The 22704-nt window shown below is 72.0% G+C and carries 18 protein-coding genes; 12 read left to right on the top strand and 6 right to left on the bottom strand.

Going from position 1 to position 22704, the window contains the following annotated elements; all coding sequences use genetic code 11:
- Positions 1 to 46: 46 nt before the first annotated feature.
- The 4 genes from CTKZ_RS21455 to CTKZ_RS06955 form a co-directional block, all read right to left on the bottom strand.
- The gene (locus tag CTKZ_RS21455; RefSeq protein ID WP_160142848.1) at positions 47 to 1078 is read right to left on the bottom strand and encodes an alpha/beta hydrolase fold domain-containing protein; all 1032 of its coding nucleotides are present in this window, start codon (positions 1076 to 1078) and stop codon (positions 47 to 49) included.
- On the bottom strand, positions 1075 to 2712 hold the full coding sequence (locus CTKZ_RS06965; protein WP_124342274.1) for a glycoside hydrolase family 43 protein: 1638 nt from the start codon (positions 2710 to 2712) through the stop codon (positions 1075 to 1077). The genes CTKZ_RS21455 and CTKZ_RS06965 overlap by 4 nt, the downstream gene beginning before the upstream one ends.
- Positions 2709 to 4253 carry an alpha-N-arabinofuranosidase gene (locus tag CTKZ_RS06960; RefSeq protein ID WP_124342273.1) on the bottom strand — a complete coding sequence of 515 codons (1545 nt, stop codon included), beginning with the start codon at positions 4251 to 4253 and terminating at the stop codon, positions 2709 to 2711. The genes CTKZ_RS06965 and CTKZ_RS06960 overlap by 4 nt, the downstream gene beginning before the upstream one ends.
- Before the next feature lie 68 nt (positions 4254 to 4321).
- A complete protein-coding gene (locus CTKZ_RS06955) occupies positions 4322 to 5326 on the bottom strand; it encodes a LacI family DNA-binding transcriptional regulator (RefSeq protein ID WP_124342272.1) in 1005 nt (334 codons plus the stop codon).
- A gap of 383 nt (positions 5327 to 5709) precedes the next feature.
- Here CTKZ_RS06955 and CTKZ_RS06950 point away from each other — a divergent pair, with 383 nt between their 5' ends.
- From CTKZ_RS06950 to CTKZ_RS06905, 10 genes are all read left to right on the top strand, one after another.
- The gene (locus CTKZ_RS06950) at positions 5710 to 7371 is read left to right on the top strand and encodes an extracellular solute-binding protein (protein ID WP_235843383.1); all 1662 of its coding nucleotides are present in this window, start codon (positions 5710 to 5712) and stop codon (positions 7369 to 7371) included.
- A gap of 88 nt (positions 7372 to 7459) precedes the next feature.
- Positions 7460 to 8512, top strand: a complete 1053-nt coding sequence (locus tag CTKZ_RS06945) for an ABC transporter permease (protein WP_124342270.1) — start codon at positions 7460 to 7462, stop codon at positions 8510 to 8512.
- Between the two features lie 9 nt (positions 8513 to 8521).
- Complete coding sequence (locus CTKZ_RS06940; protein WP_124342269.1) at positions 8522 to 9484, top strand: carbohydrate ABC transporter permease; 963 nt, start codon at positions 8522 to 8524, stop codon at positions 9482 to 9484.
- 75 nt (positions 9485 to 9559) lie between these two features.
- Entirely contained in the window at positions 9560 to 10207 is a 648-nt protein-coding gene (locus CTKZ_RS06935) for a DUF624 domain-containing protein (protein WP_200829667.1), read from the top strand.
- Entirely contained in the window at positions 10204 to 12243 is a 2040-nt protein-coding gene (locus CTKZ_RS06930) for a DUF1565 domain-containing protein (RefSeq protein WP_124342267.1), read from the top strand. The genes CTKZ_RS06935 and CTKZ_RS06930 overlap by 4 nt, the downstream gene beginning before the upstream one ends.
- Positions 12244 to 12322: 79 nt before the next feature.
- Positions 12323 to 12886 carry a hypothetical protein gene (locus tag CTKZ_RS06925; RefSeq protein WP_124342266.1) on the top strand — a complete coding sequence of 188 codons (564 nt, stop codon included), beginning with the start codon at positions 12323 to 12325 and terminating at the stop codon, positions 12884 to 12886.
- Between the two features lie 83 nt (positions 12887 to 12969).
- Positions 12970 to 14478 (top strand): cytochrome ubiquinol oxidase subunit I, encoded by a 1509-nt coding sequence (locus CTKZ_RS06920; RefSeq protein WP_235843381.1) that lies wholly within the window; start codon positions 12970 to 12972, stop codon positions 14476 to 14478.
- Positions 14475 to 15521 carry a cytochrome d ubiquinol oxidase subunit II gene (locus tag CTKZ_RS06915; protein ID WP_124342265.1) on the top strand — a complete coding sequence of 349 codons (1047 nt, stop codon included), beginning with the start codon at positions 14475 to 14477 and terminating at the stop codon, positions 15519 to 15521. Before CTKZ_RS06920 ends, CTKZ_RS06915 begins: the two co-directional genes overlap by 4 nt.
- A 71-nt stretch (positions 15522 to 15592) precedes the next feature.
- Positions 15593 to 17455, top strand: a complete 1863-nt coding sequence (locus CTKZ_RS06910) for a glycoside hydrolase family 15 protein (protein ID WP_124342264.1) — start codon at positions 15593 to 15595, stop codon at positions 17453 to 17455.
- Entirely contained in the window at positions 17452 to 18783 is a 1332-nt protein-coding gene (locus tag CTKZ_RS06905; protein WP_124342263.1) for an NAD(P)/FAD-dependent oxidoreductase, read from the top strand. The genes CTKZ_RS06910 and CTKZ_RS06905 overlap by 4 nt, the downstream gene beginning before the upstream one ends.
- A gap of 82 nt (positions 18784 to 18865) precedes the next feature.
- Here the strand turns inward: CTKZ_RS06905 and zwf are convergent, their stop codons facing one another.
- Positions 18866 to 20272 carry a glucose-6-phosphate dehydrogenase gene (zwf, locus tag CTKZ_RS06900; protein WP_124342262.1) on the bottom strand — a complete coding sequence of 469 codons (1407 nt, stop codon included), beginning with the start codon at positions 20270 to 20272 and terminating at the stop codon, positions 18866 to 18868.
- A gap of 118 nt (positions 20273 to 20390) precedes the next feature.
- Here zwf and CTKZ_RS21990 point away from each other — a divergent pair, with 118 nt between their 5' ends.
- Positions 20391 to 21224: a GMC family oxidoreductase gene (locus tag CTKZ_RS21990; RefSeq protein WP_200829665.1), complete on the top strand. Its 834-nt coding sequence runs from the start codon at positions 20391 to 20393 to the stop codon at positions 21222 to 21224.
- Positions 21113 to 21970, top strand: a complete 858-nt coding sequence (locus CTKZ_RS21985; protein ID WP_200829664.1) for a GMC oxidoreductase — start codon at positions 21113 to 21115, stop codon at positions 21968 to 21970. Before CTKZ_RS21990 ends, CTKZ_RS21985 begins: the two co-directional genes overlap by 112 nt.
- Positions 21971 to 22006: 36 nt before the next feature.
- Here CTKZ_RS21985 and CTKZ_RS06890 read toward each other — a convergent pair.
- Positions 22007 to 22704, bottom strand: a 698-nt coding sequence (locus CTKZ_RS06890; protein WP_148090468.1) for a response regulator transcription factor, incomplete at its 5' end; no start/stop codon positions are given.

Below are 22704 nucleotides of genomic sequence, written 5' to 3'. Positions count from 1 at the left end.
CGCGGTGCCTCCTGCGGTCCGTCGCGGCCGGGCACCGTCCGTCGGGTCAGGTTTGGGGGGTCGAGTGCTGCCGATCCGCGGCGGCGTGTGCACCGAGCCGCCCGGCGAGAGCGTCCAGGGTGTCCCGCGCGGACGCGAACCCCACCCAGTCGAGGTGGCCGTGGGGCACGCCCGCCCGGGTCACCTCGACGACGTCGACGCCGGCGGCGCGCAGGCGCGTGCTGAAGTGCTCGCCGCTCGCCCGGAACGCGTCGCACTCGGCGTTCTCCACGTAGGTCGCGGGGAAGCCCTCGAGACGCGCCGCCAGGCCGGGGAACGCCTCGTCGTCGGACTGCTTCGGCTCGTGCCCGAGCACCGTGCGGTTCGTGGCGTCGACCATCCACGGCGGGAGCTGGAGCGCGCGCGGAGCAGAGTCGACCGCCGCGCGGAGCTCGCCTCCGAGCTCCGGCACCCGGGCGTGCAGCATCGGATACACCAAGAACGTCTGCCAGGGCGCCCGGCCGTCCTCGACGGTGCGCAGGGTCACGGCCGCCGCGAGGAAGGCGCCCGCGCTCGCGCCACCGATCGCGACCCGAGCCGCGTCGACCCCGAGGCGTGCCGGGTCCGCGCGCACGGCGTCGAGCACGGCGCGGCAGTCGTCCTGCGGGACGGGGAACCGGACGGGCTCGCCGCGCTCGTCGACGCGGTCGCCGACGGTGCCGCCGAGCTCGGGCATCACCGGGCACAGGCGGTAGTCGACCGACACGACGACGGCGTCCGCGCGTCCGGCGAGACCGCGCGCGACCTCGTGCGCCTCCGCCATGTCGAGGTCGCCCCACGCGAACGCGCCGCCGTGCATCCAGACCAGGCACGCGCGGCCCCCGTCGGGCGACGGGCCCACCGGCGTGTAGACGCGCACGGGCACCGGGCCGTGCGGGCCGGGGACCACCTGGTCGACCACGGTCAGGTCCCAGTCCTCGGGCGGCCCGAACGGCGCCTTCCACCGCGCGACGACCGCCTCCGGGATCTGCGTGAAGTCCGCGAATCCCTCGACGAGGTGGCGGCGCGCGTCGAGCTCGGGCACGAGTCCTCTCGTCACGGCCGCGTCCCTCCGATGTCGTCGCCGACACGGAACCAGTCGACGTCCACGTGGCCGCCGGTCTCGGCCGTGGCGTAGCAGAAGATCGCGAACCGGTACCCCGTGAAGTGGTCGAGGCTGTACTCCATCGCCAGGTCGTCGCCGATCGGCGTCCAGGCGGCGCCGTCGAGCGAGTACGCGAACGAGGCGCGGTCGGCGGCGTCCCGGAAGTCCACGTCCGCGCGGAGCAGCACCGTCCCGGCGGTCAGCGGCACAGGAGTGCTGGTGAAGGCGACGCGCCCCTGCCGGTCGGCACGGCGCATGACGAGCCGACGCTCCCCGTCGGCCATCTCGACGCCCACGTACCCGTACTTCTGCTGGTACGCGGACAGGCCCGCGACGTCGCCGTCCACCATCGCGGAGACGTCCAGCGAGATCGCCGCGGCGCTCGCGGGCCCGACCGTGCGCTGGGTGAGCGTGTTGCGGGCGTCGAGGATGCCGGACGCGATGCTGCCCGTGGTGAGCCGCAGGTGGCCGGGCCGGTCGGTGAGCGACCAGAACCGGTGGTCCGGGTTGTGGTTCCACTGCCACGTGAGCCCGAGGCTCGACCCGTTCCAGGCGTTCTCGTCCGACGCCGTCAGGGCACCGGCACCAACGGCGTTCCAGTAGCCGGCCGGCGTGGGTGCGTTGTCGAAGTCATCCGAGACGAGGAGCTCGGTCGCCCCCGCCGACGTCGCCGTTCCCGGGAGCGTCGTCCCGGCGTCGAGCGTGTAGACCGGCCACCCGTCCTCGTCCCAGGTCACGCGCGCGAGCTGCGGTGCGCGCCCGAGCGGCCCCTCGTCCTGGAAGAGCATCGCGTACCAGTGCCCGTCGGCCGCCTGGACGACGCCGCCCTGGGCGACGCCGTCGCCGGGGCGCCCGTCGACCGTGACCGCCTGGCGGAGCACGACCCTGCCCTCCCAGGTCCCGCCCTGGGACTGCGGCGTCAGCGACGTCGACCGCCACACGATCTCCTGGCGGATCCCGTCCGTCGGCCACTCGATCATGAAGACGTAGTAGTGGTCGCCGATCTTGTAGGCGTGCGCGCCCTCGGCGTCCAGGCCGCTGGTCTGGTCGACGTTCGCGTCGTCGACGAGCCGCGTCGCCGGACCGTCCCAGACGAAGGTCCCGTCGTCGTCCCGGCGGAGCCGGCGCAGGTCGATCACCCCGCCGCCGTACACGAGGTAGGTGTCCCCGTCGTCGAACAGCAGCGACTGGTCGTGGGCGTAGCCGTCGAGGACCGACCGGGTCCACGGCCCGTGCTCGATGCTCGGCGTCGCGTAGACGTACGTCTTCTGCGTGGTGAGGCTGCCGACCGAGACGTAGTACGTGCCCTCGTGGTGCCGGATGCTCGCGGCCCACGTGCCCCGCCCGTAGGCGTTCTGCCCGTCGCGCAGGGCGAGCGCGTCCGTGTCGTCGAGGATCGGGCCGGTGTAGCCGGCGATCGACCAGTGCACCAGGTCGTCCGAGCGCATGATCGGCACGCTCGGCGCGAAGTACATGGTCGTGCTGACCATGTAGTAGTGCCGGCCGTCGAAGACGACGTCCGGGTCGGGGACGTCCGCGAGGACGACCGGGTGGGCGACGGTGACGGCCCGGTGGTCGCGTCCCGTCAACGGAGGCCGAGACCGACGGTCACGTAGGAGTGCGCGGGGAGGTCGACCTCGAGCCCGCGCGCGTGGGGCCGGACGCCGTCGTGCGCGGTCGGGGCGACGGCGTCGAGCTGCTCCGGGGTGTTGTGCGCGTCCAGGGCGGGTGCCGTCAGCACCCGTGCCTCGTGCCCGACGACGTCGCGGCCGCGCAGGTCGAGCACGACCGTGCGGTCGGTGTCGGTGTCGAGGTTCGACAACGAGACCAGCGCGGCGTCACCCTTCACCGACGCCGACGCGGAGATCAGCGGCAGCTCGGTCCCGTCGACGGCCCGCGTCTCGACGTCGCGCAGGTGCACGGCGAGCGCCGCGGCGTCGTGGTGCCCGCGGTTCATCCCGAACACGTGGTACGTCGGGGTGAGGACCAGCGCGCCGGTGTCCGGGTCGGTGAGGATCATCGCCTGCAGCACGTTGACCGTCTGCGCGATGTTCGCCATCACGACCCGCTCGGCGTGCCGGTGGAACGCGTCGAGGTGCACGGACGCGACCAGCGCGTCGCGCAGCGTGTTCTGCTGGTACAGGAACCCGGGGTTCGTGCCCTTCTCGACGTTCCACCACGTGCCCCACTCGTCGACGACCAGGCCGACCTTGCGGTGCGGGTCGTACCGGTCCATCACCGTCGAGTGGCGGGTGAGCAGCTCCTCCATGCGGCGAGCCCGGGCCATCGTCGTGTACCACTCGTCGGTGCTGAAGCCGGTGGCGTCGCCCTTGTCGCCCCACGAGCCGGACATCGTGTAGTAGTGCAGCGACAGGGCCTGGAACGGCCGGGCCGGCTCGGCCGGGTCGGCGGCCAGGTCGTCGAACGACCGCATGAGCGTCTCGGTCCAGTGCAGGTCCGACTCGTTCGCGCCCGCCGCGATCCGGTACAGCGCGTTCCCGCCGTGGTCGCGCGAGTACGTGGCGTACTGACGGGCCAACGACGCGAACTGCTCCGCGCGCAGGTGCCCCCCGCACCCCCACGCCTCGTTGCCCAGGCCCCAGAACGGCACGCGCCACGGCTCGTCGCGCCCGTTCGCCCGCCGCAGCGCCGCCATCGGCGAGTCGTCCGCCCGGGTCAGGTACTCGACCCAGTCCGACATCTCCGCCACGCTGCCGGACCCGACGTTCCCCGACACGTACGGGTCCGCCCCGAGCAGCTCGCACAGGTCCATGAACTCGTGGGTGCCGAACGCGTTGTCCTCGACGACGTCACCCCAGTGCGAGTTGACCATCCGGGGCCGCTGCTCGCGTGGGCCGATCCCGTCCCGCCAGTGGTAGTCGTCGGCGAAGCAGCCGCCCGGCCAGCGCAGGTTCGGGATGTGCAGGTCCCGCAGGGCCGCGACGACGTCGGACCGGATCCCGCGCACGTGCGGGACGGGGGAGTCCTCTCCGACCCAGAACCCGCCGTAGACGCACCGGCCCAGGTGCTCGGCGAAGTGCCCGTACACGTGCCGGCTGATCGTCGCACCGGGCAGGTCGAGGTCGATGATCGCTGTCGTGCGGGTCGGCGACGGCACAGAGGTGCTCACAGGGGTGGGTCTCCTTTGACCGGGGGAGCGAGGCGGGGTGACGCGGCGGGCCGCGCACGTGCGTGTGGCTAGTCGCCACCGCGGGTGGATCCACGCACCACGAGGCGGACGGGTGCGACGACGTGCTCGGCAGGACCGGTCCAGCCCGACATCTGGCGGTGCAGCAGACCGACCGCCGCCTGGGCCACGCCCTCGTGGTTGGCGTCGACCGACGTGATGCCCGGGGGGACGAAGCGCGACATGTCGAGGTTGTCGAACCCGGCGAGCTGGACGTCGACGGGGACGCGCAGCCCGTTGTCGACCAGCGCGGACAGCGCCCCGAGGGCGACGATGTCGGTGACGGCGAAGACGCCGTCGAAGGGCAGCCCGGAGGCGATGACCTCGAGCATCGCGTCGCGACCCCCGAGCGACGTGTAGTCGCTGACGGGCACGACATAGGCCGGGTCGGCGGCGAGGCCGGCGTCGCGGCACGCGTTCTCCCACCCGACGCGGCGGTCCGTGGTCATCATGTGCGCGGCGTCGAACGAGCAGCCGAGCGCCACGATGCGGCGCGAGCCGCGCTCGATCATGTGGGCCGTGGCGAGGTGGGCACCCGACTCGTTCGCGAGGCGCACGTGGTTGAGGTGGTCGGGCACGTCGCGCTCGCCCAGCAGCACGATCGGCTTGGCGGTGCGCACCCGCGCCAGCTGCTCCAGGTCGAGTCCGGCGACCGACAGCAGGACGCCGTCGTAGATCTGGAGCCGCGCGACGCTCAGCGCCTCCATCTCCTGCTCCGCGTCGGCGCTCGTCCGTTCGAGGACGAGGTGACGCCCCTCCGCCTCGATCAGCGGGGCGACCTGGTCGGCGAGCTCGCCGAAGTAGTCGTGGAAGCTCGGGACGACGAAGGCGACGGTGTCGGTCCGTCCGGCCCGCAGGTGCCGCGCCGTCAGGTTGACCTCGTAGCCGAGGGCTTCCACAGCCGCCATGACGCGGGCGCGCGTCGGCTCGTTGACGGGGAGGCGCTCGTTGAGGACGTTCGACACGGTCATGACCGAGACGCCGGCCGCGCGGGCCACGTCCGCCATCCGCACCATGCGCGTCCTCCTCTCCCGCGACAGTCTGCCAGTCCAGCCTGCGCTCGTCGGACCCGGAGGTGTCTCGCCACGGCGCCGGGGCGCGCTCACTATATCGATAAAAAGTCGGTCCGCAAGACCCTCGTCACGGCGACGTCGAGGGAGCCCCGGTGCCGTCGGGGCCGGGTGTGACCGTGACCATCTCGAGACCTTCGAGGGGCTTGACGGTTCGTGGGGGCGTCTCTACTTTAACGCTAAAATCCCGCCGGGATGAGGACGCCAAGCCCGAGCTCGCGTCCGATGTGCACGGGTTCCCGTCAAGGACGACCGGAACTGTTCTCAAGGGAGAGACCTCGGTGCGTACCGCTAGAACGAAGTTGTCAGCTCTTGTCCTGGTCGCCGCAGTGTCGGCCGGACTGGTCGGGTGTACCTCCGACGCCCCCGACGAGGACCCGAAGGACGTCGTCATCCCCGAGGGGGAGCTCGCGGACCAGTCGGGGACGCTCACCCCCAGCAACCCGACGACGCTCACGACCTGGATCACGACGGCCTCGCAGGCCCCGGCCCCCGACAACAAGATCACGAAGCTGCTCGAGGAGAACCTCGGCGTCACGCTGAAGTACGAGATCGTCACGCCGGACGCCGTGGACCAGAAGATCGGCGTCATGCTCGCGGGCGGCGAGTACCCCGACCTGGTCGGCACCACCGACCTGAAGATGCGTCTGCTCGAGGGCGGCGCCCTCCTGCGTCTGGACGACATGCTGGAGACGGGCGACTACCCGAACCTCTCGACGCACGTCGAGGACGACCTCAAGAAGATGAGCTACTCGGGCGAGGAGGTGGACCCGGGCCTGTACATCTTCCCGAACTACAACCGCTTCTACGGCGAGGTCACGGGCGGCACCTACTACGGCCCCGCGTTCTGGATCCAGAAGCGTGTTCTCGAGGACGCAGGCTGGCCGGACCTCAGCACCATGACGCTCGACCGCTACTTCGAGCTCATCGCGAACTACAAGGCGAAGAACCCCCAGACCGACGGCGCCCCGACGGTCGGCTTCGAGGTCCTCGCGTCGACGGGCCGTGAGTGGGGCATGACCAACCCGCCGGCGCTGCTGGCCGGCTCGCCGAACAACGGTGGCGTCATCGTCGACGACGACGACCACGCGGAGATCTACGCCGACAAGGACATCGCGAAGGACTTCTACCAGGTCCTCAACGAGCAGTACAAGGCGGGTGTCGTCGACCGCGAGTCCTTCACCCTGACGTTCGACCAGTACACCGCGAAGCTCGCCACCGGCACCGTCCTGGGCATGCACGACCAGGGCTGGAACTTCCAGACCGCCACCGACTCGCTGCGCAGCGCCGGCAAGGACGAGTACACCTACGTGCCGCTCATGCCCGTCTACGACGGCGCGGAGCCCTGGTACGCCGACCGCCCCGTGATGAACACGAACCAGGGCTTCGGCATCTCCGTCTCCAGCAAGCAGCCGGAGAAGGCGATGAAGTTCCTCGACCTGATGCTCAGCGAGCCCTGGCAGAAGGTGCTCTCGTGGGGCGTCGAGGGCGAGGACTACCAGGTCGGCGAGGACGGGATGTTCACGCGCACCGAGGAGCAGCGGGCCAACGCGCGCGACCTCACCTGGCGTGCCTCCAACCGTCTCGAGGCGCTGCTCGACGTGCTGCCCAAGCACAACGGCCAGTTCTCCGACGGCAACGCCTACAGCCCCGACGACCAGCCCGCCGAGTTCTTCGCGACGCTGACCGAGTACGACCGCGGCGTCATGGAGAAGTACGGCAAGAAGACCTGGCTCGAGTTCATGAACCCGCAGCCGGAGAACCCGAAGTACTACCCGGCGTGGAACATCACGCTCTCCGACGAGGCCAACGAGGTCAACCAGCAGCTGACCGACGCCAACGTGCAGAACCTGCCGAAGATCATCGCGGGTGACCCCGCCGAGTTCGAGGCGGGCTGGAAGGCCTACGTCGACACGATCAAGAAGATCGACGTCGAGGTGTACGAGGACGCCATCAACGCCGGCATCCAGGACCGTCTGGAGAACTGGTAGCAGTCCGCGAGGACGCGTGGTGGGGGGTGCCCTCTCACCACGCGTCCTCGACGACGACCCACCGCCCGGCGACGACGAGGTTGGACAGATGACGGACACCACGGTCACCACGCTTGTGGCCGCCACCGGGCTCGAACCGGCCCAGGAGCCCGCGAGCGGCTCGCGCGCTCCACGCCGCAAGGCCCGGACGCGAACGCCGAAGGAGCCCCGGCGCAAGATCACCTGGGACAGGATCTGGGCGCAGCGGGTCCTGCTCGCGATGGCCGTCCCGCTGCTGATGTACCAGATCCTGTTCAAGTACGTCCCGGTCTACGGCTGGGCGATCGCCTTCCAGGACTACAAGCCGGGTCGCGGCAGCATCTGGAACCAGGAGTGGGTCGGCTTCGAGAACTTCGTCGACCTGTTCACCGGCGTCAACGGTGAACGCTTCCGCCGGGTCGTGATCAACACGGTCGGGCAGTCGGTCCTCACCCTCGTCGTCGGGACCCTGGGGGCCATCGTCCTGGCGCTGCTGCTGAACGAGGTCAAGAACGCCCCGTTCAAGCGGATCATGCAGAACATCACCTACATGCCCCACTTCCTCAGCTGGGTGATCGTGGCCAGCCTGGCGTCGGTGGCGCTGTCGCTGCCCTCGTCGGGCGGGTTCATCAACCAGGCCCTCATGGCCGTGGGCCTGGTGCAGGAACCGGTCCTGTTCCTCACCGAGCCGAACCACTTCTGGGGCATCGTCGCCGGGACGAGCCTGTGGAAGGAGCTCGGCTGGAACACGATCCTCTACCTGGCCGCGATCACCGCGATCGACCCGAGCCTGTACGAGGCCGCCGAGGTCGACGGGGCGGGCCGGTACCGCAAGATGTGGAACATCACGCTGCCCGGGATCCGGCCCACGATCGTCGTGCTGCTCATCATCAACGCCGGCTGGATCCTGTCCACGAACTTCGAGCTGCCGTACTTCCTCGGCAACGGGCTGATCTCCGAGCGGGCCGAGACCATCGACGTCTTCGTGCTGCGCTACGGCTACCAGCTGGGGAACTACGACCTCGCCGTCGTCGCGGGCATCTTCAAGACCGTCGTCGCCATCATCCTGGTGGGCTCGGCGAACCTGGCGGCCAAGCGCCTGAACCAAGAGACGCTGGTCTAGGAGGACGTCATGACAAGCACCCTCGCCCCGAAGTCCCTGCCTCGGCGCGCACCGCGGAGCAGGTCGCCGCGTCACCGGTGGACGGCCGAGCGCGTCATCTTCACGACGCTGAACACCACGTTCCTCCTGGCGCTCGCGACGCTCATGGTCTACCCGCTGCTCAACACGCTCGCCATCTCGCTGAACGACGGCATGGACGCCGTCCGCGGCGGCATCGGCATCTGGCCCCGGGTCTTCTCGCTGAAGAACTACGAGGTCGTGCTCAACATGAACACGATCTACCAGGCGTTCTTCATGAGCGTCCTCAAGACCGTCGTGGTGGTGGCGACGAACCTGTTCTTCACCTCGATGCTCGCCTACGCGCTCAGCCGCAAGGAGTTCATCTTCCGCCGCCCGATCACCCTGATCTTCGTGCTGACCCTGTACTTCGACGCCGGGCTGATCCCCAACTACCTGCTCATCAAGGACCTGGGCATGCTGAACAGCTTCCAGGCCTACTGGGTGCCGGTGATCATCAGCGCGTTCAACCTGATCATCCTGCGCACGTACATGAAGTCGATCCCCGACGAGATCACCGAGTCGGCGCGCGTCGACGGGGCGGGGGAGTTCCGCACGTGGTGGCAGATCATCATGCCGCTGTGCAAGCCCGCGCTGGCCGTGGTGGGGCTGTTCGTCGCGGTCGGCAGCTGGAACGCCTGGCTCGACACGCTGCTGTACAACTCGGGCGACCAGGCGCTGTCCACGCTGCAGTACGAGCTGCAGAAGCTGCTCGCGAGCTCGATGAACGCCGGGGCGAACTCCGCGAACGTCGCGGGCAACGCGGCCTCCGTGGGGAGCGGTGGGCAGCTCACCACCCCGATCGCGCTGCGGTCGGCGATCACGATGGTGGCGGCCGTGCCGATCCTGCTCGTCTACCCGTTCCTCCAGAAGCACTTCGTGTCCGGTCTCATGATCGGCTCCGTCAAGGGCTGACGGCGTCGGCCTCCCGCCGTACGGGAGGCCGACCCGTCCGCACGACCCGCCACGTCGCACCGAGAGGCCCCGACCATCTTCCGCTTCAACCCCGCGTCGCGGCTGTGGCGCGTCCTCGACTCGCTCGGCTCCGTCATCCTGATCAGCCTGTTCTGGCTCGTGAGCGTCGGCCTCGTCGTGACGGCGGGGGCGGGAACCGTCATCGCCTACGAGGTCTGCCGCCGGTACGTCCTGGGCAAGGACGCGGGCCTGCTGACCGTCGTCACCACGGCCTGGCGGCAGAGCTGGAAGCAGGCGACCGCCGTCGGGCTGCTGGCCGTCCCGGTCGCGGCCGCCGGCATCGTCTCGCTCTCGTACCTGCCCACGTCCGGGCTGGCCGAGGTGCTCGTACCGCTCCTGGTCGTCGGACTCGTCCTCCTCCTGCTGCTCTTCTGGTGCCTCCCCCTCGTCGCTCGCTTCACCAACCCCACCTGGCGCCAGCTGCGCAACGGGTTCACCTTGGGGCTGACGACGCCCAGCCTGACGTTCCTGCTCGCGATCGCCGCGGTCCTCGGGGGCGTCCTCCTCTGGAACGTCCCGATCGCGGTCCTCGTGGTGCCCGGCCTGATCCTCGTGTGGTGGTGCTACCTGCTCGAGCGGTTCTTCGTCGCCCGGCGGTTCGTGCCACCACCGGAGCCGCAGGAGGCGGCGGACTCCGGCGATCGACGAGAGGCGCTGTCATGACCGTCCTGCACGTCGCCGTCACCGGCTCCGACCTGGCCGACGGGTCGGCCGAAACCCCCTTCCGGACCATCGACCGGGCAGCGCAGGCCGCCATGCCGGGCGACACCGTCGCGGTGCACGAAGGCGTGTACCGCGAGTGGGTGAACCCCCCGCGCGGCGGGACGGTCGACGCGCCGATCACCTACCAGGCCGCGGTCGGCTCCGACGGGCGCTTCGAGCCCGTGACGATCTCCGGTGCCGAGGTCGTCACCGACTGGCGGCCCCATCCCGGCGCCGACGGCCGCGTCTGGGTCACCGAGGTGCCGAACGCCCTGTTCGGGGGACGCAACCCGTACGCGGAGCGCATCGGCGGGGACTGGTTCTTCGACCGGGTCAACACCTGGCACACGGGGGAGGTGTACCTCGACGGGAAGTCGATGTACGAGTCGCTGACGCTCGGCGGCGTCGAGCACCCCGAGGTCACCCCGGACTCGTTCGACCCGGAGGGCTCGCTGCTCACCTGGTACTGCGAGGTGGGCGACGACGTCACCACGATCTGGGCGAGCTTCGGCGGCGCGGACCCCGCCGAGCACGAGGTCGAGATCAACGCGCGCACCTTCGTCTTCTGGCCCTCCGCGACGGGCATCGACCACATCACCGTGCGCGGGTTCACCCTGACGAAGGCCGCCACGCAGTGGGCCCCGCCCACCGCGCTGCAGGAGGGGCTGATCGGCCCGCACTGGTCGACGGGCTGGGTGATCGAGGACAACACGATCACCGACTCGAAGAACGTCGGCGTCTCGCTCGGCAAGGAGGCCAGCACCGGGCAGAACGAGGCGGCGGCGGGGCCGGACGGCGCGAAGGGCGGCACGCAGCGCGAGCGCGAGGTGATCCAGCGGGCGCTCGTCCTGGGCGGGCCGGATGCGGGCGAGCCGCACCCGTGGCACCGGGACCACGTCGGCTCCCACACCGTGCGCCGCAACACGATCCGGGACTGCGAGCAGGCCGGCGTCGTCGGGCACCTGGGCGCGGCGTTCTCGACCATCGCCGACAACCACATCTCGCGCATCCACGTGAAGCGGCAGTGGCACGGCGCCGAGGTGGCGGGGATCAAGCTGCACGCCGCCGTCGACACCGTGATCAGCGGGAACACGATCCACCACACGCACCGCGCGCTGTGGTTGGACTGGCAGGCCCAGGGCACCCAGGTCCGGCGCAACGTGCTCTACGCCTCGACGGCCGAGGACCTCATGGTCGAGGTCTGCCACGGTCCGTACCTCGTGGACTCGAACCTCTTCCTCTCGCCGTGGGCGGTCAAGGACATGTCCACCGGCGGCGCGTACGTGCACAACTACGTCGCGGGGCGCTTCGCGAACTGCACCGAGCACCAGCGGTACACGCCGTACCACCTGCCGCACGCGACGGCCGTCTACGGCGTGTCGAACATCCTCGGCGGCGACGACCGGTTCTACAACAACGTCTTCGTCGGGGACCGCGGCACCAGCGACGCCCCGGGGTCGGACGGGCAGGTGGAGCCGGCGCTCGCGAGCTTCTGGTCCGGCGCGATCGACATGGACGGCGTGCCCGGGCGGGCGACCTTCGTCCCGACCCCGGTGGGCACGTCGCAGTACGACGCCTACCCGACGCCGGAGGAGTACCCGCACGAGCAGGGCAGCGACCTGGCAGGTCCGCGGCTCCCGGTCTGGGTCGACGGCAACCTCTACGCGGAGGGCGCCGAGCCGTTCCGCGCGGAGCGCACGCCGCTCGTGGTCAGCACGTCGCCGGTGCGCGTCAGCGTGGTCGACGCCGAGGCGGGGACCGTCCGGGTCGACGTGGGCGACGCCGAGGGCATCGACGTCGTCGCCCCCGTGACGACCGCGCGGCTCGGGACGAGCTACCAGGCGGAGATGCCCTGGACGAATCCCGACGGCTCCGACCTGGACCTCGGCACCGACGTCTTCGGGATCGCGCGGGACAAGGTCGTGCCGGGGCCGTTCGCCGCCTCGGCACCCGGGTCGCGGTTCCTCGCCGCACCGGGCCCGGCTCGTCGGCGGTAGACGGTTCCGCGGCCGCTGCGTGTGGCTCCGACCTGTCCGACCCCTGGACAGGACGGTTTGCGGCGGTATGGTCGGGTCCATGGGACTGGGGGCGGTCCGTCGTGCAGCAGCCGCGAGCAGCGTCGCCGTCGTCGTGATGGCGACGGTGTGCTCCTGCGCCACCTCGGGTGGCGGGGAGCCCGAGGGTGAGCCGACGAGCAGGTCCCCCTCCACGTCCTCCAGCCCGACCGCGGACGCGTCACCGCAGGCGATCCAGGAAGCCGTCCTCGAGGCGGGCGTCACCGGGTCGGGCCTGCCCGCGGGCGTGACGCCGCCGGACGACAGCGGCTCGCCGGGTGCCGGCTGGGCGCCGGACGACGGGCTGTTGTACGTCGTCACGTTCGGCTCGAGCACCTGCCCGATCGTCGCCGAGCCGGAGGCGACGCTCACGGGCGGCACCCTGACCGTCGAGGTCGGGGCCACGTCGGACGGCCCGTGCACGATGGACTTCGTCCCCACCACGTCGGTCGTCGGCGTGCCGGACGACGTCGACGAGAACGCGCCGGTCACGGTCGACCTGGGTGACCAGATCATGCTCGACGTCCAGCCGCGCAGCGCCGCGGGCTCCGCCGGCCCGATCACCTGGGCGCCGACCCCCGGCTGACCGGTCCGTGGCGCCACCCGGCGCCACCGCAAGAGCACCAGAGCACGTCCTCACCCGATCGTCGCCGTACGGGGAGTCGCGACGTGGACACGAGCCAGACGTTCGACGTGCTGACCGCGCTCGCCGCGGTGGACCCGGTGCCGTGGGCGCGGTCGCAGATGGCGTTCACGCTGATGTTCCACATCATCCTGGTGCCGCTGGGCGTCTCGTGGGCGGCGATGGCGCTGATCGCGAACTACCGCGCGATCAGGCACGACGACCGGGACGCGCTCGAGCTCGCGCAGCGGTGGTCGAAGTACATGGCGGTGACGTTCGCGGTGGGCGCCGTGACGGGGACGGTGCTGAGCTTCGAGTTCGGGCTGCTGTGGCCACGGTTCATGGGGCAGTGGGGCGAGGCGTTCGGGGTGCCGTTCGCCTTCGAGGGGCTGTTCTTCTTCCTCGAGGCGATCTTCATCGCGGTGTACATCTTCGGCTGGAAGCGCCTGCGGCCCTGGCCGCACCTCTGGACGGGCGTGCCCGTCGTGCTCGCGGGCGTCCTCGGGTCGGTCTCCGTGGTGGCGGCCAACGCGTGGATGAACGCGCCGACGGGCTACACGCTGGACTCCCAGGGGAACGTGGTCGACGTCGACCCGGTGCGCGTGATCTTCAACGAGTCGATGCCGTGGCAGGCGGCGCACATGATCGTCGCGGCGTACCTGGTCGGCGGGTTCCTCGTGGCGTCGGTGTACGCCACGGCCATGCTGCGCGGACGACGCGACCGCTACCACCGGCTCGGGTTCACGATCGCGTTCACGGTCGCCGCGATCGCGGCGCCGGTCCAGATGGGCGTGGGTGACGGCCTGGCGCGATGGGTGTACGAGAACCAGCCGGTGAAGTTCGCGGCGATCGAGCTGGTCCCGACGACCGGTTCGGACGTCCCCGAGACGCTGCTCGGGCACCTCGACGAGGACGGGCAGGTCGAGGGCGGGATCCCGATCCCCGGGCTCGCGTCGTGGCTGTCGGACCCGAGCACCGGGCGCTCGACGGTGGTGCAAGGGCTCGACTCGGTCCCGCCGGACGAGCGCCCGTCGATCCGCGAGACCAACATCGTCCACCTCGCGTGGGACGTCATGGTGGGGATCGGGACGCTGCTGTTCCTGCTGGCCGTCTGGTACGGCCTGACGTGGCTGGTGAAGCGGCGCGCGCCGCAGGGGCGGCTGTTCCTGGGCATCGCCGCATGCTCGGGCGTGCTCGCGGTCGTCGCGATGGAGGCCGGCTGGATCGTCACCGAGGTCGGGCGCCAGCCGTGGATCGTGTACGAGGTCATGCGCGTCGAGGACGCCGCGACCGGCAACGAGAGCGTGTGGCTCACGTTCGTCGCGATCGTCCTGCTGTACGTCGCGCTCGGCACCACCACGGTGCTCGTGCTGCGCGCGATGAGCCGGCGGTTCCGCCGCGCGTCCGGGTTCGTCGACGACGACACCCCGTACGGCCCGACGCCGGGGTCCGCGCGCGTGCCCGAGCCCGCGGGCGTCGCCGGACCCGGCGACGGCAGGGCCGAGGACGGGCGCCACGGCGACGAGCGACGGCAGGACCCGGAGCCCGTGACATGAGCGCGACCCTCGTCGCCGCGGTGCTGCTGCTCGCCATCGCCGCGTACGCGACCTTCGCGGGGGCCGACTTCGGCGCGGGGTTCTGGGACCTGACGGCCGGGGGAGCCGAGCGGGGCGCGGCGCCGCGCGACCTCGTCGAGCACTCGATCGGTCCCGTGTGGGAGGCCAACCACGTCTGGCTGATCTTCGTCCTCGTCGTCACGTGGGCGGGCTTCCCGGAGGCGTACCAGTCGATCTGGCTGACGATGTTCGTCCCGCTCACGATCGCGGCGATCGGCATCGTGCTGCGCGGGGCGTCGTTCGCGTTCCGCAAGGCCGTCGTGACGACGCGCGCGCGGCGCGTGTTCGGCGGTGGCTTCGCGCTGTCGTCGGTGCTCGTGCCGTTCTGCTTCGGTGCGGTCGCGGGTGGCATCGCGTCCGGTCAGGTGCCCTCGGGCGGCCGCGCGGGCGACCCCGTGCAGAGCTGGCTCAACCTCACGTCGGTGAGTGTCGGGATCCTCTCCGTCGCGCTCGCCGCCTACCTCGCGGCCGTCTACCTCGTCCGCGACGCGCGGCACGCCGGCGACGGTCGCATGACGCACTACTTCCGGCGCCGCGCGGTCGTGGCCGCGGTCGTCGCGGGCGTCGCCGCGGCCGTCGGGCTCGTCGACCTGCGGTCGGAGGCACCGGACGTGTTCGAGGGCCTCACGACGCGCGCCCTGCCGCTCGTCGTGGTGTGCGCCGCGTGCGGCGTGGGCGCGCTCGTCCTGCTCGTGCGTGACGCGCCGCGCGGCGCCCGGCTGCTCGCGGCGCTCGCGGTCGTGACGCTGATCGTCGCCTGGGGCGTCGCCCAGTGGCCGTACCTCCTGCCGGGGCAGCTCACCGTCGCGGACGCCGCCGCGCCCGACGGCACGCTCACCGCGCTCGTCGTCGCGGTCGTCGCCGGCGTGCTGCTCGTGGGGCCGGCGTTCGTGCTGCTCTACGTGCTCGCGCAGCGCGGGCTCCTGCCCGAGGAAGGAGTCGAGACCGCCGACGCGGACGCGGTCGACAGCCCGCGCCGGTGACGCACCACCGTCGAATCTCGCCGCGGGTCGCACCGGGCGGCCCGCGCGTGCCGAGCGTGAGGAGCCCACCCGTGTCACCGTCCCTCTCCCCGTTCCCGCCGATCGCCGACTACGCGTTCCTCTCCGACTGCCACACGGGCGCGCTCGTGGCCCCGGACGGCTCGGTCGACTGGCTGTGCCTGCCGGCGTTCGACTCGGCGAGCGTCTTCGGCAACCTGCTCGACCGTGGCGCGGGCTCGTTCCGGTTCGGCCCGTACGACATCAACGTCCCCACGGCGCGCGCGTACGAGCCGGGCACCAACGTCATGACGACCACGTGGCACACACCGAGCGGATGGCTCGTGGTGCGGGATGCGCTCGTGATGGGGCCGCGGCGCGGGGCCGACGTCGTGACGCCCCACACCCGGCCGCCCGCCGACGACGACACCGAGCACATGCTCGTGCGCACGGTCGAGTGCCTGCGCGGGTCGGTCGAGGTCGAGCTCGTGTGCGAGCCCGCGTTCGACTACGGCCGCACGCCCGCGACGTGGACGCTCGTGGGCGACGACGACCACACGGCCGACGCGACGGGAGCCGGTCAGACGTTCCGCCTGTCGACGGACATGCTCATCGGCATCGAGGGCGGTTCGGCGCGCGCCCGGCACGTGCTGTCCACGGGGGACACGGCGTTCTGCGCGCTGTCGTGGTCCGCGACGCTCGCGGCGCCGACCGACGCGCAGGACGCCGTCGCCCGCGTCGAGGCCACGATCCACTTCTGGCGGCAGTGGCTGTCGCGTGCGCGGGTGCCCGACCACCACCTGCGGCCGGCGATCGAGCGGTCGGCACTGACGATCAAGGGCCTGACGTACATGCCGACGGGCGCGACGGTCGCGGCGCTCACGACGTCGCTGCCCGAGACGCCGGGCGGCGAGCGGAACTGGGACTACCGCTACACGTGGATCCGCGACACGACGTTCACGCTGCAGGCGCTGCACTACCTCAACCTCGACTGGGAGGCGGACGAGTTCATGCAGTTCGTCGCCGACCTCGAGCCGACCGAGGACGGCAGCCTGCAGATCATGTACGGGATCGACGGCCGCCGGGACCTCACCGAGTCGACGCGCGACGAGCTGAGCGGCTACGAGGGCGCGAGGCCGGTGCGCATCGGCAACGGCGCGTTCGACCAGCGGCAGAACGACGTGTACGGCGCGGTCCTCGACTCGATCCTGCTGCACACGGCCCGCAGCTCGCACCTGCCGCGACGGCTGTGGCCGCTCGTCGAGTCGCAGGCCACGGCGGCGATGAAGGCGTGGCGCGAGCCCGACCAGGGCATCTGGGAGGCCCGCGGCAAGCCCCAGCACTACGTGTCGTCGAAGCTCATGGGGTGGGTGGCCCTCGACCGGGCCGCGAAGCTCGCAGCGATCCGCGACGACGCCGAGCGCGAGGCGACCTGGCGCGCGGAGGCCGACGTCATCAGGGCGGACATCCTCGAGCACGGCGTGAGCGACGCGGGCGTGCTGCGGCAGCACTACGACACCGAGGCGCTCGACGCCTCCACGCTGCTCGCGCCGCTGTTCGGGTTCCTGCCCGGCACCGACCCGCGCATCCGCGCGACCGTCGAGGCCGTCGAGCGCGACCTGTCGGAGAACGGGTTCGTGCTGCGCTACCGCACGGACGAGACCGACGACGGCTTGTCGGGCAAGGAGGGCACGTTCCTCATCTGCTCGTTCTGGCTCGTGTCCGCGCTCGCGACGATCGGGGAGATGGACCGCGCCAACGCCGTCATGGAGCGGCTGCTGCGGATCGCGTCGCCGCTCGGCCTGTACGCCGAGGAGTTCGAGGTCGAGCGCGCGCGGCACCTCGGCAACGTGCCGCAGGCGTTCTCGCACCTCGCCCTCATCGAGGCGGCCGGCCGGATCGTCCTCGACGACTACCGGCGGGAGCTGTCGCTGTGAGCGCCGCGGAGGTCGTGGACCTGCCTGTCGTGGTGCTGGGCGGCGGGCTCGCGGGCGTCGCGTGCGCGCACCGGCTGGCCGACGCCGACGTGCCCGTCGTGCTCGTGGACCGCAACGACTACCACCAGTTCCAGCCGCTGCTGTACCAGGTCGCGACGTCGCAGCTGCCCGCCGAGGACGTCGCGCGCCCGCACCGGACGGTGTTCCGGAGGCACCCGGCGGTCCAGGTGCGCACGATCGAGGCCGTCGCGGTCGACGCCGGCGCCCGCGCCGTGACGCTCGCCGACGGGCAGGTGCTGCGGGGCTCGGCACTCGTGCTCGCCGCGGGCGCGCAACCGGAGTTCTTCGGGGTGCCCGGCGCCGCCGAGCACGCGTTCCCGCTGTACTCGGTCGCGGACGCCGAGCGCCTGCGGCGGCACCTGCACGACGTCGTGCGCACGGGGGCGGACGCGCCCGACGGCGCCCGGCACGTCGTCGTCGTGGGCGGTGGCCCGACGGGGGTCGAGACCGCGGGCGCGGTCGCGGAGCTGTTCGCCGCGCTCGCGCACACCGGGCGGCTGGCCGGCCCGGCGAAGGTCACGCTCGTCGACCGCGGGTCCGCGCTGCTCGCACCGTTCGCCGAGGCGTCGCACGCGTACGCGCACGAGCACCTGGTGCGGCACGGCGTCGACGTGCGGCTCGGCACGGGCGTCGCGGCGGTGCACGCCGACCGGGTCGAGCTCACCGACGGCACGGTGCTGCCCGCGCGCACCGTCGTGTGGGGCGGCGGCGAGTCGGCGGCCCCGATCCTCGCGGGCGCGGGGGTCCCGACCGGCCGGGGCGGGCGCGTCACCGTGCGGCCGGACCTGCGTGTCGAGGGCCTGCACCACGTGTACGCGGTGGGCGACGCCGCCAACGTCCCGGACGGCGACGGCGACGGCACGCTGCCGCAGCTCGGGTCGGTCGCGCAGCAGTCCGGGCGCACCGCCGCGGACAACCTGCTGCGCGAGCGCGCGGGGGAGGACCCGCACCCGTTCCGGTACCGCGACAAGGGCATCATGGCGATGATCGGCCGCAACGCCGCCGTCGCCGAGGTCGGCCGCAAGCACCACCAGGTCGAGGGTCCCGTCGCGTTCGCCGCCTGGCTCGGCGTGCACGCGATGCTGCTGAGCGGCGCGCACAGCAAGACCGACGCGTTCCTGTCGTGGGGGTGGGACTACTTCGACCGCGACCACGCCGCGCTCGTCGAGATGTCGTCGACGCCGCACCGCATCGCGTGGGGCGACGACGAGGCGGACGTGCCGCACATCGTCGTCGACGGCACACCCGCACGGAGCGCCGCGGGCTGACGTCGGGTCCGCGCCGCGCGGGTGACGGGGCGCGGCGCGGACCGGACGGGTCTCGTCGCCGGCTCGGCCGACGTCGCCCGGCTCAGCCGACCCAGGGCTCGTGCCAGCCGCCGAACCCGTCGGGCAGCGCGTCGGCCGCCGCGGGCCCCCACGAGCCCGGCGCGTACGCGTGCACCGGGGGAGGGGCGTCGAGCAGCGGCTGCATGACGCGCCACGTCTCCTCGATCGCGTCCTGCCGCGAGAACCGCGTGCTCTCGCCCGCGAGCGCCGCCTGCAGCAGCACCTCGTACGGCGTCGGTCCTTCACCGCCCTCGTCGGCGAACTGCATGTCGAGCATGATCGGCGCGACGCGCGCGACGTCGGCGCGGCGCGCGTCGACGCGGATGCGGATGCCGGTGGACGGGTCGAGCCGCACCACGAGCTGGTTCGGCTCGGGCTCGTGGCTCCAGGGCCCGAACCCGAGGCGCGGCGGGCGCTTGAACACGAGCCGCAGCTCGGTCTGCGTCGTCGGCAGCCGCTTGCCCGTGCGCAGGAAGAACGGCACGCCCGCCCACCGCCAGTTCTCGATCTCGAGGCGCAGCGCGGCGTACGTCTCGGTCGTCGAGCCGGGCGCGACGCCCGGGATCGCGGTGTACCCGTCGTACTGACCGCGCACGTAGTGCCGCGGGTCCGCCTCGACGACGGCTCGGAAGAGCGCCGTCTGCGCGTCCTTGAGGGTGGCGGGGTCACCCCGCGACGGCGGCTCCATCGCGGACGCCGCGACGACCTGCATGAGGTGGTTGACGACGACGTCGCGCAGCGCGCCCACCGGGTCGTAGAAGTGGCCGCGCGTCTCGACGCCGAAGTCCTCGGCCATCGTGATCTGCACGCACTCGAGGTAGTTCCGGCTCCACAGCGGCTCGAGGATCGCGTTCGCGAACCGCAGGTGCAGGATCTCCTCGAGGCCCATCTTCCCGAGGTAGTGGTCGATCCGGAACAGCTGCGACTCGTCGAGGTGCTCGTGCAGCTCGTCGGCGAGCGCGGTCGCCGACTGCTGGTCGTGACCGAAGGGCTTCTCGACCACGACGCGCGCGTGCTCGGTGAGCTCCGCCTCCGCGAGGCCCTGCACGACCCGACCGAACAGGAACGGCGGGATCTCCAGGTAGAACACCGGCGTCGCGGCACCGTCGACTGCCTTCGCGACGCGCTCGTACGTCTCGGGGTCCGTGAAGTCGCCGCTCACGTAGGACAGCCGCCCGAGGAACCGGCCCAGCACGTCCTCGTCGACCGGCTCGCCCGTCTCGGCGATCGACGTGCGCGCCCGGTCGGCGAGCTGCTCGAGCGTCCAGTCGTCCGCCGCGACACCCACCACGGGCACGTCGAGCAGCCCGCGCCGCTCCAGCCGGTACAGCGACCGGAACGTCATCACGTGGGCGAGGTCACCCGTGATGCCGAAGATCACGAGGACGTCGGCGGGGCGCGTCGCGCCCCCACCACCTGCTGCTCCCATGGCCGCCTCCCGCAGCGTCGGGTCCGTTGACACCCCCGAGCCAAACGGCCCGACGCACCCGTGTCGTCATCCGCCGCGGACGACGGCGGGCCCGGCGCGGGCGGCCACGGTGGTGCGCATGGCCGACGAGCAGCACTACGACGTCATCGTGATCGGGACCGGCGCGGGCGGCGGCACGATCGGGCACCGCCTCGCGACCCAGGGCGTGCGCGTCCTGTGGCTCGAGCGCGGGTCGTTCCTGCCGCGCGAGCTCGACAACTGGGACACCAAGGCGGTGTTCGTGCGCGGCACCTATCTCGCGCACGAGCAGTGGTACGACCGGCACGGGCACGAGTTCCAGCCCGAGGTGAACTACTACGTCGGCGGCAACACCAAGTTCTACGGCGCCGCGCTGTTCCGGCTGCGGCCCGAGGACTTCGGCGAGGTCGTGCACCACGGCGGGGTCTCGCCCGCGTGGCCGATCGGCTACGACGACCTCGAGCCGTACTACACGCAGGCCGAGCACCTCTACAAGGTGCACGGCCGGCACGGCGAGGACCCGACCGAGGGCCCGGCGAGCGCGCCGTACGCGTACGAGCCCGTCGCGCACGAGCCCCGCATCCAGCAGCTCAGCGACGACCTGGAGGCGCGCGGGCTGCACCCGTTCCACCTGCCGATCGGCGTCGACCTGCACGAGGACGCGCCTGGGGTGGCCGCGCGGGCGTCGGCCTGCATCCGGTGCACGCGCGTCGACGGGTTCCCGTGCCTGCTGCAGGCGAAGTCCGACGCGCAGGTGATCTGCGTCGACCCCGTGCTCGACCAGGACAACGTGACGCTCGTGACCGGGCGTCCGTGGACCGCGTGGTCACGGATGCGGGCGGGCGGTCGGTCACCGGCGTCGTCGCGACGTTCGAGGACGGCACGACGACGACGTTCTCGGCCGACGTGGTCGTCGTGGCGTGCGGAGCCGTGAACTCGGCGGCCCTGCTGCTGCGCTCGGCGACGGACGCGCACCCCGAAGGCCTCGCGAACTCCTCGGGCGTCGTCGGGCGCTACTACATGCGGCACAACAACGTCGCCGTCATGGCCGTCTCGGTCGAGCCGAACCCCACGCGGTTCCAGAAGACGCTCGCGTTCAACGACTGGTACCTCGGCGCCGACGACTGGGACTACCCGCTCGGCGGCGTCCAGATGCTCGGCAAGTCCGACGACGCGATGATCCACGCCGAGGCGCCGCGCTGGGCCGGGAAGCTCTCGCCCGACCTGCCGTTCGAGGTGATCGCGCACCACGCCGTCGACTTCTGGCTGTGCGGCGAGGACCTCCCGCGGCCGGAGAACCGCGTCACCGTCGACAAGGACCTCCGTGTGCACCTCGCCCTCGACGAGGACAACAACGTCGAGGGCGTGCGGCGGCTGCGGCACAAGCTCGACGGGATGCTGTCCCACCTCGGGATGCAGCACCACCGGCTCCTGGACCACAGCCTGTACCTGCACAAGTCCATGCCCGTCGGCGCGACGGCGCACCAGGCCGGCACGGTCCGGTTCGGCACCGACCCGGCGTCGAGCGCGCTCGACCCGTTCTGCAAGGCGCACGACCTCGACAACCTCTACGTCGTCGACACGAGCTTCTTCCCGTCGATCGGCGCCGTGAACCCGTCGCTCACCGCGATCGCGAACGCGCTGCGCGTCGGGGACCACCTCGTCGAGCGGCTGCGCTGACACCGGCCCGAGGACCGGCCGAGGACCGGTGCGACGTCAGGCGGAGAGCAGGTCGAGGTCGCGCGCCCGCCGGATCGCCTCGTTGCGGCCCGACGCCGAGAGCTTCGCGAGGATGTGCCGCACATGCGTGCGCACGGTGTTGACGGAGACGCCCATCGACGCCGCCGTCTCCTCGGTCGACAGCAGCGCCGCGAGGTGGACGAGCGTCTCGCGCTCGCGCGCCGTGAGCGGTTCGACCGGGTAGAGGCGCCGGGTGCCGCTGACCGCCGTCGCGTCGACGGCGGGTTCGTCGCCGCCGTCCGACCGCGCGCCGCCCGACCCGTCGAGCCAGCGGCCGGCGGCCTCGAGGCGCGGTTGCGCCCGCAGCAGGTCGAGCACCTGAGGGTGCGCCTCGACGAAGGGGCGTCGGAGGCGCTCGCGGCCCGCGAGGTGCAGCGCGTGGCGCAGCGCCGCCGTCGCGGGACGCGTCCGCCCGAGCCTGACGAGCCGCTCGGCCTCGAGCAGCCACCCCGTGACGCGGTTGTCGAGCGGCGCCCCGGCGTGGCCGAGCGCGTCGACGAACTCCGGGTCACGTGCGGTGTCGCCGCGCGCCAGCCGGGCGCGGGCGCGCACGAGCGCGGCGTCCAGCCCGTCGGCCGGCACGTCCGCCGGATCACCGTCCGCGGCGGCGAGGTCGTCGCACGCCGCCCGCTCGACCGCGACGCGACCCACGAGCCACGCGGGCGGGCGGGGCG

It is taken from the genome of Cellulomonas algicola (assembly GCF_003851725.1).
GTDB classification, from domain to species: Bacteria; Actinomycetota; Actinomycetes; order Actinomycetales; family Cellulomonadaceae; genus Cellulomonas; species Cellulomonas algicola.
This window is presented reverse-complemented; position numbering and strand designations above follow the sequence as displayed.